This window comes from Geodermatophilus sp. SYSU D00758 (assembly GCF_054049955.1).
The window spans coordinates 15,510-30,440 of record NZ_JBJGYK010000004.1 but is presented as its reverse complement, the minus strand read 5'-3'; the positions used below and the strand labels follow the sequence as shown (position 1 = coordinate 30,440).

General features: G+C 76.7%; 15 protein-coding genes. 4 read left to right on the top strand and 11 right to left on the bottom strand.

Annotation, left to right across the window (positions count from 1 at the left end; translation table 11 throughout):
• Positions 1-5 precede the first annotated feature (5 nt).
• A complete protein-coding gene (locus ACI8AC_RS04205; protein WP_456895504.1) occupies positions 6-1,163 on the top strand; it encodes an acyl-CoA dehydrogenase family protein in 1,158 nt (385 codons plus the stop codon).
• 70 nt (positions 1,164-1,233) lie between these two features.
• Here the strand turns inward: ACI8AC_RS04205 and ACI8AC_RS04200 are convergent, their stop codons facing one another.
• A complete protein-coding gene (locus ACI8AC_RS04200) occupies positions 1,234-2,043 on the bottom strand; it encodes an HDOD domain-containing protein (RefSeq protein WP_456895502.1) in 810 nt (269 codons plus the stop codon).
• The gene (locus tag ACI8AC_RS04195) at positions 2,040-4,082 is read right to left on the bottom strand and encodes a putative bifunctional diguanylate cyclase/phosphodiesterase (protein WP_456895500.1); all 2,043 of its coding nucleotides are present in this window, start codon (positions 4,080-4,082) and stop codon (positions 2,040-2,042) included. The genes ACI8AC_RS04200 and ACI8AC_RS04195 overlap by 4 nt, the downstream gene beginning before the upstream one ends.
• A 255-nt stretch (positions 4,083-4,337) precedes the next feature.
• Here ACI8AC_RS04195 and ACI8AC_RS04190 point away from each other — a divergent pair, with 255 nt between their 5' ends.
• Positions 4,338-5,894, top strand: a complete 1,557-nt coding sequence (locus tag ACI8AC_RS04190; protein ID WP_456895498.1) for a Re/Si-specific NAD(P)(+) transhydrogenase subunit alpha — start codon at positions 4,338-4,340, stop codon at positions 5,892-5,894.
• Positions 5,891-7,297 carry a Re/Si-specific NAD(P)(+) transhydrogenase subunit beta gene (gene pntB, locus ACI8AC_RS04185; RefSeq protein ID WP_456895496.1) on the top strand — a complete coding sequence of 469 codons (1,407 nt, stop codon included), beginning with the start codon at positions 5,891-5,893 and terminating at the stop codon, positions 7,295-7,297. Before ACI8AC_RS04190 ends, pntB begins: the two co-directional genes overlap by 4 nt.
• Positions 7,298-7,301: 4 nt before the next feature.
• Here pntB and ACI8AC_RS04180 read toward each other — a convergent pair whose 3' ends face one another.
• A complete protein-coding gene (locus tag ACI8AC_RS04180; RefSeq protein WP_456895494.1) occupies positions 7,302-7,835 on the bottom strand; it encodes a GXWXG domain-containing protein in 534 nt (177 codons plus the stop codon).
• Positions 7,832-8,650, bottom strand: a complete 819-nt coding sequence (locus tag ACI8AC_RS04175; protein WP_456895493.1) for a pentapeptide repeat-containing protein — start codon at positions 8,648-8,650, stop codon at positions 7,832-7,834. Before ACI8AC_RS04175 ends, ACI8AC_RS04180 begins: the two co-directional genes overlap by 4 nt.
• Before the next feature lie 9 nt (positions 8,651-8,659).
• On the opposite strand from ACI8AC_RS04175, the gene ACI8AC_RS04170 reads away from it, so the two are divergent.
• Positions 8,660-9,043, top strand: coding sequence for a VOC family protein (locus ACI8AC_RS04170; RefSeq protein WP_456895491.1), 384 nt, complete (start codon positions 8,660-8,662; stop codon positions 9,041-9,043).
• A gap of 90 nt (positions 9,044-9,133) precedes the next feature.
• On the opposite strand, the gene ACI8AC_RS04165 is transcribed toward ACI8AC_RS04170, so the two are convergent.
• The 7 genes from ACI8AC_RS04165 to ACI8AC_RS04135 are packed head-to-tail and all read right to left on the bottom strand — an operon-like array spanning position 9,134 to position 14,810.
• A complete protein-coding gene (locus ACI8AC_RS04165) occupies positions 9,134-9,556 on the bottom strand; it encodes a hypothetical protein (protein ID WP_456895489.1) in 423 nt (140 codons plus the stop codon).
• Between the two features lie 22 nt (positions 9,557-9,578).
• Positions 9,579-10,307 carry a DUF72 domain-containing protein gene (locus ACI8AC_RS04160; RefSeq protein WP_456895487.1) on the bottom strand — a complete coding sequence of 243 codons (729 nt, stop codon included), beginning with the start codon at positions 10,305-10,307 and terminating at the stop codon, positions 9,579-9,581.
• A gap of 7 nt (positions 10,308-10,314) precedes the next feature.
• The gene (locus tag ACI8AC_RS04155; protein ID WP_456895485.1) at positions 10,315-11,142 is read right to left on the bottom strand and encodes an SDR family NAD(P)-dependent oxidoreductase; all 828 of its coding nucleotides are present in this window, start codon (positions 11,140-11,142) and stop codon (positions 10,315-10,317) included.
• Entirely contained in the window at positions 11,139-12,623 is a 1,485-nt protein-coding gene (locus ACI8AC_RS04150; protein WP_456895483.1) for a flavin-containing monooxygenase, read from the bottom strand. Before ACI8AC_RS04150 ends, ACI8AC_RS04155 begins: the two co-directional genes overlap by 4 nt.
• Before the next feature lie 36 nt (positions 12,624-12,659).
• Positions 12,660-13,316: a TetR/AcrR family transcriptional regulator gene (locus ACI8AC_RS04145; protein WP_456895481.1), complete on the bottom strand. Its 657-nt coding sequence runs from the start codon at positions 13,314-13,316 to the stop codon at positions 12,660-12,662.
• Entirely contained in the window at positions 13,313-13,948 is a 636-nt protein-coding gene (locus tag ACI8AC_RS04140; protein WP_456895479.1) for a class I SAM-dependent methyltransferase, read from the bottom strand. Before ACI8AC_RS04140 ends, ACI8AC_RS04145 begins: the two co-directional genes overlap by 4 nt.
• Before the next feature lie 55 nt (positions 13,949-14,003).
• A complete protein-coding gene (locus ACI8AC_RS04135) occupies positions 14,004-14,810 on the bottom strand; it encodes an aggregation-promoting factor C-terminal-like domain-containing protein (RefSeq protein ID WP_456895478.1) in 807 nt (268 codons plus the stop codon).
• Between the last annotated feature and the right edge of the window lie 121 nt (positions 14,811-14,931).

The following is a 14,931-nucleotide window of genomic DNA, read 5'->3' as shown; positions in this document are numbered from 1 at the left end:
TAACCGTGGACTTCACCTTCGACAACGAGCAGAACGACCTGCGCGAGGCCGTCCGCGGCCTGCTCGAGCGGGCCTACGGCAGCGTCGAGCAGCGGCGCGCGGCGGTCGCCCAGGAGCCCGGCTTCGACGAGAAGACCTGGGCGCGGCTGGCCGAGATGGGCGTCCTGGGGCTGCCCTTCCCCGAGGAGGACGGCGGCATGGGTGCCGGCCCCGTCGAGGTGGCGATCGTCGCCGAGGAGATCGGCCGGGTGCTGGCGCCCGAGCCGTTCGTCGAGGCGGTCGTGCTCGCCGGGGGCCTGGTCGCGGCCGTCGGCACCGCGGCGCAGCGCGCCGAGGTGCTCGGTCCGCTGGCCGAGGGCGGCAGCGTGCTGGCCGCGGCCCTGGCCGAGCCCGGGTCGCGCTGGAGCGCCGCGGCCGCGGCGGTCACCGCCACCGAGGAGTCCGGCGGCTGGCGGCTGAGCGGGGTCAAGGAGCCCGTCCTCGCCGGGGCACGGGCCGACGTCCTCGTGGTGAGCGCCGCCGTGGCGGGCGGGACGGCGCTGTTCGTCGTCCGAGGGGACGCCGAGGGGCTGACCCGCACCGGGTACCGCACCCACGACGGCAGCCGCGCGGCCTCGGTCCGGTTCGACGGCACCCCCGCCGAGCTGCTGGGCGAGGGCACCGGCGACCGCACGGCCGAGGTCGAGCGGGTGCTGGCGCTGGCGCGCATCGCCTACAGCGCCGAGGCCGTCGGGGCCATGGACACCGCGCTGCGCACCACCGCCGGCTACCTGAAGACCCGCAAGCAGTTCGGGGTCACGCTCAACCGGTTCCAGGCGCTCACCTTCCGCGCCGCGGACATGTACGTGTCGCTGGAGCTGGCCCGCAGCACCGCGCTGTGGGCGGCCATGGTCGCCGACGCCGGCGGGGACGTCGTCGCCGCGGCCGACCGCGCCCGGCTGCAGACCAGCCGCGCCGGCCGCCACATCGGCAAGGAGGCCATCCAGCTGCACGGCGGCATCGGCGTGACCGCGGAGTACTCGGTGGGCCACTACACCAGCCGGCTGACCGCCATCGACCACGTGCTGGGCGACGGCGAGTGGGCGCTGGGCCGGCTGGCCGGTCGCGTCACCGACCACGAGACGGTCGACCCGCTGGGCGCGCCCTACACGCCCGCGGGCTGACACCCGGCGCACCGGCGCACGGCGGCCGGCGTCCCCGCAGCGGGGCGCCGGCCGTCGTCGGTCGAGGAGATCAGCCCAGGACCGCCCGCTGCAGCCCGAGCGCCTCGGCACGGACCCGCTCCAGCACGGGGTCCAGCGCCTCCTCGTCCAGCAGGCCGCCGCACAACCCGCCGACCGGCGCCGGGTCGTGCGGCCGGCCGGACAGCCGCGCGGCGACCTCGGCCCCGACGCGCAGCAGCGCACCCTCGGGGGCGGTGAGGTCGTCGATGCGCTCGAGCGCAGCCACCATCCGCGGCGGGAAGCCCCAGTGCCCGAGCGCCGTCGCCGAGAGCTGCAGGGCGTGGACCCCGTAGCGGCTGCGCTCGGCCGTCCGCCGCCCTGCGCCGTCGGGGTGCTCCTCGCGCAGCTGCGCGTAGCCCTCGGGGTCGTGGTGCCACAGCAGTGCCGCCCCGAGCTGGGCGAGCATGCCCAGGCAGAGCGCGTCCGGCGGCGGCTCCCCGAACCGGGGCGCCAGGATGGCGGCGGCCTGCCCGAGGTGGCAGCCGGACAGCCAGAAGTCCCCGGGCAGCCGCGACGCGTCGTCGAGGTCGGTGAGCGCCACGGTGGCCATCGTCCGGACGGCGGTGAAGCCGACCACGGTGACGGCGAACTGCAGGGAGCCCACCCGGCCGCGCATGCCGAACCAGGTGGAGTTGGCCAGCTTCGTGACCCGGCCGGCCAGGGGGAGGTCACGGGCGAGGAGAGCCGCGAGCTCCCGGGCGCCGGTGTCGTCGGCGGTGGCCATCGCGACCAGCTGCGCCGCGACCGGTCGCTGCCCGGCCAGGGTGTCCAGCCCGGCGAGCACCTCGCTGACGTCGAGCGGCGCGGCGGGGGCGCTCACGGGCGGGACCTCCCCCGGGCGGCGAACCAGGCGGTCCCCTCGGCACCGGTCATGGGCCGGCCCAGGGCGAAGCCCTGCAGGTACGTCACACCCAGGCGCGCCAGCTCGGCGGCCTGCTCCTCGGTCTCCACGCCCTCCGCGACGGTGGAGAGCCCGAGCGTGCGGGCCAGCGCGATGACCGCCGCGGCGATGGCGTCGCCCCCGCTGGCCAGCTCGGCGACGAACGAGCGGTCCACCTTGAGGGTGTCCACGGGCAGGTACCGCAGGTAGGCCAGCGACGAGTAACCGGTGCCGAAGTCGTCGATGGTCAGCCGCACGCCGAGGTGGCACAGCTGCTCGAGGACGCCGCGCGCGGCCGCCGGGTCGGTCATGAGCGCCGACTCGGTGAGCTCCACGGAGAGCCGGTGCGGCTCGAGGCCGTGCCGGTCCAGTGCCAGCGCGACCCGCCCGGGCAGTGCCGGGTCCAGCTGCAGCGCCGAGACGTTGACGTTGGCCCGTTCCGGGGCGGCCGGCCCGAGCTGCCGGTCCCACTCGGCCAGCTGCCGGCAGGTCTCGTCGAGGACCAGCAGGCCCAGGTCCTCGATGAGCCCGTGCTCCTCGGCCAGCGGTACGAACACCTCGGGGCTGATCGCGCCGAACTCGGGGTGCTGCCACCGCGCCAGGGACTCGACGGCGGTGGCCACGCCGTCCGCCGTCCGGGAGATGGGCTGGTAGCAGACGTCGAGGGTGCGCTGCTCGACCGCGGCGCGCAGGTCCGCGACGAGCCGCAGCCTGGCGCGGGCCGCGTCACGGCTGCGCTCGTCGACGACCGCAACCCTCCCCTTGCCGCCGGCCTTGGCCCGGTACATGGCGATGTCGCAGTCGCGGACGAGGTCGTCGGCGGAGGCGTGCTGGGCGGTCTGCACGGTGACCCCGACGCTGACGGTGGGCCGCACGTCCACGCCGCCGAGCCGGACGGGGACGGCGAGCGCCGCGACGATCCGCTCGGCCAGTGCGACCGCCTCGTCCTCGGGCACGTCGGCGCACACCACCACGAACTCGTCGCCGCCGAAGCGCACGACCAGGTCGCCGGGCCGCACGGTCCGGCGCAGCCGCTCCGCGATCTCGACCAGCAGCTCGTCCCCGGCACCGTGGCCGAGCGAGTCGTTGACCACCTTGAAGTCGTCCAGGTCGAGGAAGAGGCAGGCCAGCGCCGACGAGCCGGGGGTGAAGCGCTCGGCGACCCACCGGGCGAGCAGGGTGCGGTTGGGCAGGCCGGTCAGCGGGTCGTGGTGCGCCTGGTGGGCGAGCCGCGCCTCGACCGCCAGCCGCTCGGTGATGTCCTCCAGGGTGCCGACGAACCCGGCACCGACCCCCGGGGTGTGCAGGTGCGACAGCCTCAGCACCGCGGTGCGCGGCTCGCCGTCCCGGCGGAGCAGGCGGACCTGGACCCGGCCCTCACCGCCCTCCAGCACACCGGCGACCTGCTCGACGACGGCATCGACGTCGTCCGGGTGGAGGATCTCCAGCCAGCCGGTGCCGAGCAGCCGGCCCGCCGGGAGCCCGGCCAGCGCGCAGAAGGCGTCGTTGACGTGGGCGAGGCGCACGCCCTGCTCGGAGAGCAGCACGGGCACCGGCGAGCGCTCGGTGAGGGCGGTGAACCGCCGGGCGTGCGCGTCGGCGGTGGCCCGCAGCGCCCGCGCCAGCTCGTCGGCCGTCGAGATGACCCGCAACGTCGCCCGGGTCCCGCCCGGCTCGGGCATCGCGACGACGACGCACTCGACGACCGCGCCGGCCGCCGTGCGCACCGCGGTGGTCACCTGCGACGTGCGCCCGCCGGTCAGCAGCTGCGTGCGCCGCTCCTCGACCAGCGCCGGCAGCAACGCGGCGACGTCCGTCCCCCGCAGCGCCTCGGGGGCGGCGCCGAGCAGCCGGGCCGCACCCTCGTTGGCCCAGGTGACCGCCGCCGCGGCCCCGTCGAGGTCGACCACCAGCAGGGCCGTGGCGTCGGCGACGCCGCCGTCGGGGACGACGCCGACGGCGTCGGCCGCCGCGGTCACCCCGGGTCCCCCCGTCCATCGCGCACGCCGGGATGGTCGGCCGCCGGCTCCTCGGGATGCAGCGGAACAGGTCCGTCCGCCCCCCGCAGGGGTGAGACCCGGGCCCTGTGGAACGGCTCACGAACAGGCGCAGGTTTGCCCCCGGGGGGTGGCGCAGGCCACGGGAAGCGGCATCATCCCCCCTACCGGCGGCACGTGCGCCCGCCGTCGCGCCCCGTCACCGACGGCGGTCGCCGACCGACACCAGGAGGTCGCGTGCTCATCGGAGTGCCCCGGGAGTCCCGGCCCGGCGAGACACGGGTGGCGGCGACGCCGGCCACCGTGCGCCGGCTGCTGGCCCTCGGCTACGACGTCGTCGTCGAGACCGGCGCCGGGCTGGCCAGCAGCCACCCCGACGAGGCCTACGCCGAGGCCGGCGCCCGCACCGGCTCGACCGCCGAGGCGTGGGGGGCCGACGTCGTCCTGCACGTGGCGAGGCCGACCGCCGAGGAGGTCGCCCGGCTGCGGGACGGCGCCGTCCTCATCAGCTCGCTGGCGCCCGCCCTGGACCCCGAGCTGGTGGCCACCCTCGCCGCCCGGCCGGTCACCGCCCTGGCCATCGACGCCGTCCCCCGCATCTCCCGCGCCCAGTCGCTCGACGTGCTCTCCTCGATGGCCAACATCGCCGGCTACCGGGCGGTGATCGAGGCCGCGCACGTCTTCGGGCGGTTCTTCACCGGCCAGGTGACCGCGGCCGGGAAGGTCCCGCCGGCGAAGGTCCTGGTGGTCGGCGCCGGCGTGGCCGGGCTCGCCGCCATCGGCGCGGCCAGCAGCCTGGGGGCGATCGTGCGGGCCACCGACGTCCGCCCCGAGGTCGCCGAGCAGGTGCGCTCCCTGGGCGGGGAGTACGTCGCCGTCCGGGACGCCGCGGCGCAGGTCAGCGCCGACGGCTACGCCCGCGAGATGAGCGAGGACTACAACGCCCGCGCCGCCGAGCTCTACGCCGAGCAGGCGCGCGAGGTGGACATCGTCATCACCACCGCGCTCATCCCCGGCCGCCCCGCGCCCCGGCTGATCACCGAGGAGATGGTCGCCAGCATGCGGCCGGGCAGCGTCGTCGTGGACATGGCCGCCGCCCAGGGCGGGAACGTGGCCGGCTCGGTGCCCGACCGGGTCGTGACCACCTCCAACGGGGTGTCGATCATCGGCTACACCGACCTGCCCGGCCGGCTGCCCGCCCAGGCCTCCCAGCTGTTCGGCACCAACCTGGTCAACCTGGTGGCGCTGCTGACCCCCGGCAAGGACGGGCAGCTGGTCCTGGACCTCGAGGACGTCGTCCAGCGGGCGATGACCGTCGTCCGGGACGGCGAGGTGCTCTGGCCGCCCCCGCCGGTCCAGGTGTCGGCGGCACCGGCAGCCCCACCACCGGCGGCCCCGCCACCGGCGCTGCCGGGGCAGCGCCCGGCGTCACCGGCGCGGACGGCGGGCCTGGTCGCCGCCGCGGCGGTCGCCCTCTTCCTGGTGACCGCCTTCTCACCGGACCAGCTGATCGGCAACCTGACGGTGTTCGCGCTGGCCATCGTCGTCGGGTTCTACGTCATCGGGAACGTGCACCACGCGCTGCACACCCCGCTGATGAGCGTCACCAACGCCATCTCCGGGATCATCGTCGTCGGTGCCCTCCTGCAGCTGGGGCACACCGGCGTGCTGGTCACCGTGCTCGCCTTCGTGGCGGTGCTGGTGGCCAGCATCAACGTCTTCGGCGGCTTCGCCGTGACCCGCCGCATGCTCGGCATGTTCCACACCGCCTCCCCCGCCCGGACCCCGCGGTGACCGCCACCTCCGCCGCCGCCGCGGCCTACATCGTCGCCGGGCTGCTGTTCGTCCTGAGCCTGGCCGGTCTGTCCCGGCACGAGTCGGCCCGGGCCGGCGTCGGCTACGGCATCGCCGGCATGGCGCTGGCGCTGGCCGCCACGATCGGGCTGGCCGCCCGCAGCGTTCCCGCCGGCGCCGTCGGCCTCATCGCGGTGGCCATGGCCGCCGGCGCGGTCCTCGGCCTGTGGCGGGCCCGCCGGGTGGAGATGACCGGCATCCCCGAGCTGATCGCGCTGCTGCACAGCTTCGTCGGCCTGGCCGCCGTCCTCGTCGGCTGGAACGGCTACCTGTCGGTCGAGGCCGAGGGCGCGGCCCAGACCGAGGTGCCCGCCGACCTGCTCGGCATCCACTCCGCCGAGGTCGCCATCGGCGTGTTCGTCGGCGCGGTCACCTTCACCGGCTCGATCGTGGCCTTCCTCAAGCTCTCGGCTCGGATCAGGAGCAACCCGCTCGTGCTCCCGGGCCGCAACTGGCTCAACCTGGGTGCGCTGGTGGCCTTCACCGCGCTCACGGTGGCGTTCGTGGTGAGCCCGGGCGCCGGCGTCCTCGCCGTGCTCACGGGGATCGCGCTGGCGCTGGGCTGGCACCTGGTCGCCTCGATCGGCGGCGGCGACATGCCGGTCGTCGTCTCGATGCTCAACAGCTACTCGGGCTGGGCGGCCGCGGCGGCGGGGTTCCTGCTGAACAACAACCTCCTGATCATCACCGGCGCGCTGGTCGGCTCCTCCGGTGCCTACCTCAGCTACATCATGTGCCGGGCGATGAACCGGTCGTTCCTGTCGGTCATCGCCGGCGGGTTCGGCAACGAGGGCTCGGTGGCGACCGGCGGGGTCGAGGGCGAGCACACGGAGGTCACCGCCGAGGAGGTCGCCGAGCTGCTGCGCGAGGCCAAGTCCGTCGTCATCACCCCCGGCTACGGCATGGCGGTCGCGCACGCCCAGGCCGCCGTCGCCGAGCTCACCCGGCGGCTCACCGACGCCGGCGTGGAGGTCCGCTTCGGCATCCACCCGGTGGCCGGCCGGCTGCCCGGGCACATGAACGTGCTGCTGGCCGAGGCCAAGGTGCCCTACGACATCGTCCTGGAGATGGACGAGATCAACGACGACCTCGCCACCACCTCCGTCGTCCTCGTCATCGGCGCCAACGACACCGTCAACCCGGCGGCGCTCGACGACCCCGGCAGCCCGATCGCCGGCATGCCGGTGCTGCACGTGTGGGAGGCCGAGCACGTCGTGGTCTTCAAGCGCTCCATGAGCACCGGCTACGCCGGGGTGCAGAACCCGCTGTTCTTCCGGGAGAACACCCGCATGCTGTTCGGGGACGCCCGGGAGCGGGTCGAGGACATCCTCAAGGCGCTGTGAGCGCCTACGGCGCGGGAACGGCCCGCTCCAGCAGGAAGGGGAGCGGCTCGGGCACCCCGCGGGCGTCCATCAACCCGAGCAGCCGGTCGGGCCCGTCGGCGCGCAGGACGTCGACCACCGGCAGCCGGTCGTAGACCAGGGCGGCGGTGGCGACGCCGCGGTGCACCACCACCCGGACGCGGGCGGCCGGGCGCGACGTCCGCAGCAGCGGCCGGGCCAGGACGCCGGCGACCCGGGCCGGCCGGCTGCGGGCCGGGCCCGGCGCCCGGGTCAGCAGCCCGAACGGCACCAGCGCCGGCTGCACCGGGCGGGGACGCCGGCCGACCAGCAGCGGGTGCACCGCGTCGGCGTCGAGGACCTCCTTGCCCCACCAGCCGTGGGCGCGCAGCAGCCCGTCGAACGGGTGGCCGGTCGGGACCTCGGCGCCGCGCCAGAGCCCGCGGACCGCGTCCGGCCGGGCGGGTTCCAGCGCGTCGAAGACGGCCAGCACCGCGGCGCGGTCGGCGCCGGCGCGCAGCCGGTCCAGCGCGGTGGTCACCGCCAGTGCCCGGGGTGCTCGAGGCCGTCGGGCAGGCGGGTGGTGGCGTCCCCGCGGGCCGCGGTGACCTGCGGGCGGGTGAGGAACAGCGCGCCGGTGAGGTCTGCGCCGCGCAGGTCGGCCCCGCGCAGGTCGGCACCGAGCAGGTCGGCCTCGCGCAGGTCCGCGCCCCGCAGGTCGGCGCCGAGGAGGAGCGCGCCGCGCAGGCCGGCGGCCCGCAGCGGCGTCCGCCGCAGGTCCCGGCCGGCGAGGTCGGCGCCGCGCCGGTCCCGGCCCCGGCCGCCGCGCACCCGCTCGGCCACCCGGCCGAGCAGCGGGCCGGCCACGGCCCGCAGCGCCGGGACGTCGACGTCGGCGAGCTCCGCCGGTGTGCCCCCGGTCAGGCCGGCGACCCGGTCCCGGAGCGCGCGGACCTCGCCGTGCAGGTCCGCCGCGGCCGGCCGGGCGAGCGCGTCCTCGAGGTACCAGAGCAGCTCGTGCAGCGCGCGCTGGGTCCCGAAGGCGGCGAACTGGGCGCGCGCGAGGTCCGGCTCGCCGCGCCAGTCCCGCCCGCCGAAGGTGACCTGCACGGTCTGCTGGCCGGCCCCGAAGCAGTCGAAGACGTCGCAGCCCGGCATGCCGCGCTCGCGCAGCCGGTCGTGGATGCCGCACCGGGCGTCGGCGGCGAGGTGGGGGCAGGGCCGGCCGGCCGGCTTGTCGATCGCGAAGTCGGCCGAGCGGGCGAAGGCGGGGGCGACGCAGCACAGCCCGGCGCAGGAGGCGCAGTCCGCGCGCAGCCGGTCGCGCGCGGGCGAGGAGAGGGGCACTCCGTCCATGATGCCCGGGTGGACGTGCTGAGCAGCCGGGTGCTCCTGCGACCGCGCGACGCGGCGCGGGCGCAGGCCTTCTACCGCGACGTGCTGGGCCTGGCGGTGTACCGCGAGTTCGGCCCGCCCGACCACCCCGGCGTGGTGTTCTTCCTGGGCGGCGGGTTCCTGGAGGTCTCCGCCGGGGACGGCGGCGCGCCCTCCGGCGTCGCGCTGTGGCTGCAGGTCCGGGACGTCGCCGCCGAGACCGCCCGCCTCGCCGGGGCCGGCGTCCCCGTGCTGCGCGAACCGCGCACCGAGCCGTGGGGCCTGGTCGAGGCGTGGCTGGCCGACCCGGACGGGGTGCGCCTCGTGCTGGTCGAGGTGCCGCCGGACCACCCCCTGCGCCGCGACCAGCGCTGACCGGCGTCGCCGGGGGCTCACCCGTCCGGATGGCCGCCCGCCCGCGGCCGTACCTGTCCGGGTGGACCGCCGAGGCCTGACCCCGGCCGGTCAGCCGGTGGGGCGGTCGCGGGGCGGTTCGGGCGCCGGCCGCTCCGGGCCGTCCTCGCCGTGCCCGCGGACGATGTCGGCGACCGACTCCTCCAGCCGGGCCCAGGTGGAGCTCCACTCGACCAGGGGCTCGAGGATGCGCTCGAACACCGCCAGCTGCTCGTCGAAGGCCTGCAGCTGCGCGGTCATCGCGGCGATCTGCTGCCGCTGGCCGCGCACCGCCGAGTCGATGGCGCGCAGCTGGGCCGCCGACAGCGCCCCGGGCGGGGAGGGCAGCCGGGGCAGCGAGAAGGGGACGGCGCCGGTCGCCACGCCCCGCGCCCGGTCGGTGAACGCCCGCAGCTGACCGACGAACTCCTCGACCGACCGGCTGACCCGGCCGCCGCCCGGGGTCTCGCGGGCGGCGCCCCCCTGTTCGCTCATGGCCGCCAGTCTCCCGCCCGGCTCAGCCGCCGACCAACCGGCGCAGCGCGCCGGCGTCGCGCACCGCGTGCCCGTGCCCGTCGTTGTTGAAGTAGGCGTAGACGTCCCGCCCGGCGGCGGCCCACTCCCCCACCCGGTCGGCCCACCAGCGCAGGTCCTCCGGCGGGTAGGTGCCGGCGTAGAGGTGCTCGCGGTCGGGGCCGTGCAGCCGCACGTACACGAACGGCGCCGTGGCCCGCAGCACGCACGGCAGCCCGGCCCCGCTCATCACCACGTAGGCCGCGCCGTGCCGCTCGAGCAGCGCGAACACGGCCTCGTCGTGCCAGCTCGGGTGGCGGAACTCCACGGCCACCCGGATCCAGTCCGGCAGCCGGTCCAGGAAGAAGTCCAGCCGTGCGTCGTCCCGCTCGTGCGCCGGGTGCAGCTGCACCAGCAGCACCGCCCGCTTGTCGCCGAGCTCGTGCCAGCAGGCGGCGATGCGGTCCACCCAGGCCTCGGGCGCGTACAGCCGCCTGGCGTGGGTCAGCCCGCGCGGCGCCTTCACGGTGAGGGCGAACCCGGGGGGCAGCCGCCGGCGCCACGAGGCGAAGGTCGCCGTCCGCGGCCAGCGGTAGAAGCTGGCGTTCAGCTCGACGGTGTCGAAGCGGCGCACGTAGTGCGCCAGCCGGTCCCGCGGCGGCGTGCCCGGCGGGTAGAGGACGCCGTCCCAGTGGTCGTAGCTCCACCCGGAGGTGCCCACGCGCACCGCCACGGCCCGCTCAGCGCCTGCGGCCCAGCGCGGCCAGCAGCCGGCCGTGCGCCCCCGGCAGCAGCCGGGCCAGCACGTCGGGGACGACGGCGCTCCAGCCGACCAGCTGCCGGGGCCGGCGCCGCTCCACGGCCCGCAGGATCACCTCGGCGGCCGTCGCGGGGTCCACGGTGAGCAGCCGCTCGAAGTCCCGCTTGCCGGCCTCGGCCTCCTCGGCCGGCACCCCGGAGCCGACCCGGGCGTCGGCGGCGATGCGGGTGCGGATCCCGCCCGGGTGCACGCTGGTCACCCCGACGCCGTCGGCGGCCAGCTCGTGGCGCAGCGCCTCGGTGAACCCGCGGACGGCGAACTTGCTCGTCGCGTACGCCGACTGCCCGGCCGGGGCGATCAGCCCGAAGAGGCTGGAGACGGTCACCAGGTGCGACCCGGGGTGGGCCTTGAGCACCGGCAGCAGCGCGCGGGTCAGGGTGACGACGGCGTGCAGGTTTATCTGCAGCAGCCAGTCGAACTCCTCCGCGGTGACCTGGTCGAAGCGCCCGGCCAGCGCGACGCCGGCGTTGTTCACCAGCAGCGTGGTCCCCGGGTACCGCTCGCGGAGGAGGTCACCGGCCGCCCGGGTCGCCTCCGGGTCGGCGAGGTCGACGACGTACGTGGCGACCGGCACCGACGGGTGCGCGGCCCGGATCGCCCCGGCGACCGCCTCCAGCCCGGCGGCGTCCCGGTCGAGCAGCACCAGGGAGCTGCCCCGCCGCGCCAGGCCGTGCGCCAGGGCGGCACCGATGCCGCCGGCCGCGCCGGTGACGACCGCGGTGCCGCCGGCGAAGGTGTAGGGCCTCACGCGGCGACCCCGGCGGGAGCCGGCACCGCGGCCCGCCGGGAGAAGCGCAGTCCCTCGTCCTCCACCCGGGCCAGCCGCATGAGCAGCAGGTCGCGCAGGTAGTTCTGGTAGAGCCGCCACGGCGCCCGCCGGCCCTGCTTCGGCAGCGCGGCCACGCTGCGCTGCACGTAGCCGGACGTGAGCGGGAGGAACGGGTCGCTGCCGCCCTCGGCCGGCGCCACCGGGGTGCACACCTCGTGGCCGCGGGCGGCCATGTGCCGCAGCAGCCGGCAGACCGAGCGCGCGATGAGGTCGGCCTTCAGCGTCCACGAGGCGTTGGTGTAGCCCAGCGTCATGGACAGGTTGGGGACGCCGGAGACCATGAAGCCCTTGTAGGAGACCCGCTGCGCGAGGTCCACCGGCTCGCCGTCCACCGCGAGGGTCATCCCGCCGATCGGCAGCAGCTGCAGCCCGGTCGCGGTCACCACCACGTCGGCGGGCAGCTCCGGCCCGGACTCCAGCGCGATGCCGTGCTCGGTGAACCGGGCGATCCGGTCGGTGACCACCGCGGCCCGGCCGGCGCGGACGGCGGCGAAGAGGTCCCCGTCGGGCGAGAGGCACAGCCGCTGGTCCCACGGGTCGTAGGGCGGGCCGAAGTGGGTGTCGACGTCGTACCCGGCCGGCAGCTGCTTGCGGGCCTGGCCGGCCAGGAAGCGGCGCATCGCCTCGGGCCGGCGCCGGGCGAACTGGTAGGACGCGGTGGAGACCAGGACGTTCTTCCAGCGCACCGCGGTGGCGGCCGCGCCCTCCGGCAGCCGGCGGCGCAGCGCGGTGGCCAGCGGGTCGCGGCCGGGCAGCGCCATGACGTAGCTCGGCGTCCGCTGCAGCATCGTCACGTGCTCGGCGGTCTCCGCCAGGCTGGGCACGAGGGTGACCGCGGTGGCGCCGCTGCCGATCACCACGACCCGCTTCCCGGTGACGTCGAGGTCGGCGGGCCAGTGCTGCGGGTGCACCAGCCGGCCCCGGTAGTCCTCCTCGCCGGGGAACGCCGGCCGGAACCCCTCGTCGTAGCGGTAGTAGCCGGAGCAGACCGACAGCCACGAGCAGGTCAGCTCGACCGGGGCGCCGTCCGGCCCGGTCGCGGTGACCGTCCACCGGGCCTGCTCGGAGGACCACTCCGCGGCGACCACCCGGTGACCGAAGCGGACGTGCCGCTCGACGTCGTGCTCGCGGGCGGTCTCCCGGATGTAGGCGAGGATGTCCCCGCCCTCGGCGATGGACCGCTCACCGGTCCACGGCTTGAAGTCGTAGCCGAGGGTGTACATGTCCGAGTCCGAGCGGACCCCGGGGTAGCGGAACAGGTCCCACGTCCCGCCGATCGCCTCCCGGGCCTCGAGGATCGCGTAACCGGTGCCCGGGTTCTCGCGCTGCAGGTGGCAGGCGGCGCCGATGCCGGAGAGCCCGGCTCCCACGATCAGGACGTCGACGTGCTCGGCGGCCACGGCCGCTCCCCTCGCTCGGTGGTGACGCCGACCACGCTACTCGACAGGGTGTCGAGCCGATCGACGCCCCGTCGGGTCCTCGGTCCCGTAGATCGCCCGCAGCCACACCACGAGCAGGACGTCGACGAGGTCGTCCTCGGCGACCGCCGGTTGCTGGCCGGCCAGCGTGGCCTGGACGAGGCGCTCGTTCATCGCGTTGAGCGCCACCGCGAGGTCCCGCGCCGGTGGCCCGGGCGGCGCCGCGCCCCGCGCCCGCTCGGCCTCGATCGCCTCGGCGGTGACCGCGACGAAGCCCTCCATCACCTGGGCCCACAGCGCCCGCACCTCCGCGCTCCCGGCCAGGAGCTGCGTGGCGGCCGCGGTCAGCGCCCGGTGGGCGCGGAAGGTGTCGCGGACGGCGACCAGGGCCCGCCGCCAGCCCTCCCGCGGGTCGGCGGGCGCGCCGGCCACGGCCGCCTCCCGGCGCTCGTCGGCCTCGGCGGCCACCCGGTCGAGCAGCGCCAGGACGACGGCGTCCTTGGACGCGAAGTAGAAGTAGAAGGTCGGCCGGGAGATCCCGGCCCCGCGCGCCAGGTCGTCGACGGAGATCTCCGCCACCGGCCGCTGCTCGAGCAGCCGCTCGGCGGTGGCCAGGATCGCCCGCTCCCGGTCGTCGCCGGACGGCCGCCGGGCGCGCCGTCCGCGGTCGGTCACGGCAGCCGCCAGACGGTGGTGCGCCGCACGCCGGGACCCTCGGTCTCCGGCACGTCGAGGGCCGAGACGGCGACCAGCCGGGCGTGCGGCAGGTAGGGCCGGCCCGGGTCGCCGACGTAGACCTCGGCACCCCGGGCCCGGGTCCGGTCCAGGAACGGCAGCACCCGTTCGGTCATCTCGCGGTCGTAGCAGACGTCCCCGGCCAGGAGGACGTCCACCTCCGGCGGGTCGCCGCCCAGGACGTCGCCGACGACCTCGATGCCGCCCACGCCGTTGAGCCCGGCGTTCACGGTGACCGCGGTGCGGCTGTACGGGTCGACGTCGCTGGCCACCACCCGGGCCGCGCCGGCGAGGGCGGCGGCCACGGCGACCAGCCCGCTGCCGGCGCCCAGGTCGAGCACCACCTGCCCGGCGACGGTCCCGGGCCGGTCCAGGACGTGGCGGGCCAGCGCCTGCCCGCCGGGCCAGGCCGCGGCCCAGAAGGGCGGCGCCTCGCCGGCGCCGCCCTCGGCCTCCATCGCCTCCCACAGCGCGACGACGTCGTCGGCCACGTGCAGCCGGACCTCGGGGACTGCCGAGGGGCACTGCACCCGGGTGTGGTCGCGGACGAACCGGGCGGGGACGGTGCTCATCCCCGCCAGTCCACCACTCCCCCGACCGGGACGCGGGCCGCCGGGTCCCTGCGGGTCAGTACCAGTTGTTGGCCTGCGAGTGCGCCCACGCCGCGCACGGGGTGCCGTAGCGGTTCTCGATGTAGATCAGCCCGGCGTCGATCTGCCGGTAGCCGTCGCTGGTCTTGGCGATGCCGGTGGAGGCCCAGGTCGAGTTCAGGAACTGGGCGATGCCGTAGGCGGTGCTTGTGGGGTTCTGCGCGTTCGGGTCCCAGCCGCTCTCCTTGCCCCACAGGTTCTCCAGGCAGGAGAACTGCTGGGCGCTGCCGACCTTGGCCAGCGCGTACTCCTTGAACGAGCCCTGGGGCGCCGCGGGAGCCGGCGCGGGCGCCGGAGCGGGCGCCGGGGCCGCAGACGCAGCCGCTGCCGCGGCCGCCTGCTCCTCGGCGGCGCGCTGGGCGGCGGCCTGCTCCTCGGCGATCCGTGCGGCCTCGGCGGCCGCGGCCTGCTCCTCGGCGATCCGCGCCGCCTCGGCGGCCTGCCGGTCCCGCTCGGCCTGGTCGGCCGCGGCCTGGGCCTGGGCGGCACTCGCCCGGGCGGCCTCGCGCTCGCTCCGCGAGGCGGCGAGGTCCTCCAGCGGGGCGAGGTCCGGGGCGGGCAGCGCCGCGCCGGTGCCGGCGTCCCCGCGTTCGAGGCCGAGCTCCTCTGCGACGCTCTGCGAGGCGCTGACCGGCAGGGGCTCGGCCGCCTCGGCCTCGGTGGCGGGCTGCCCGCCGCCGGCGAGCACGCCGACCACGACGGCGCCGGCGGTGGCGGTGGCGAGGAGGACGGCGGGGCGGCGGCCGCGGGTGGGCAGCCGGAGGTACTTCGAGGTGCGGGACATGCGGGTGGGAACTCCGGGATCGGGGGGGGGCGCGGGCGGGCGCACCCGGCTCAGCGGGCACACCGGCACGAGGGCGCGGGCGAACGGGGGCGGCGCACCGCCCGGCGGGGCGGCGCGACGA

What these genes read in the sequence shown, in the direction of transcription:
- ACI8AC_RS04140 (WP_456895479.1), bottom strand. Translation starts at nt 13,948, where the DNA reads ATGAGCACCGTCCCCGCCCGGTTCGTCCGCGACCACACCCGGGTGCAG.
- ACI8AC_RS04165 (WP_456895489.1), bottom strand. Translation starts at nt 9,556, where the DNA reads ATGAGCGAACAGGGGGGCGCCGCCCGCGAGACCCCGGGCGGCGGCCGG.
- ACI8AC_RS04135 (WP_456895478.1), bottom strand. Translation starts at nt 14,810, where the DNA reads ATGTCCCGCACCTCGAAGTACCTCCGGCTGCCCACCCGCGGCCGCCGC.
- ACI8AC_RS04175 (WP_456895493.1), bottom strand. Translation starts at nt 8,650, where the DNA reads ATGGACGGAGTGCCCCTCTCCTCGCCCGCGCGCGACCGGCTGCGCGCG.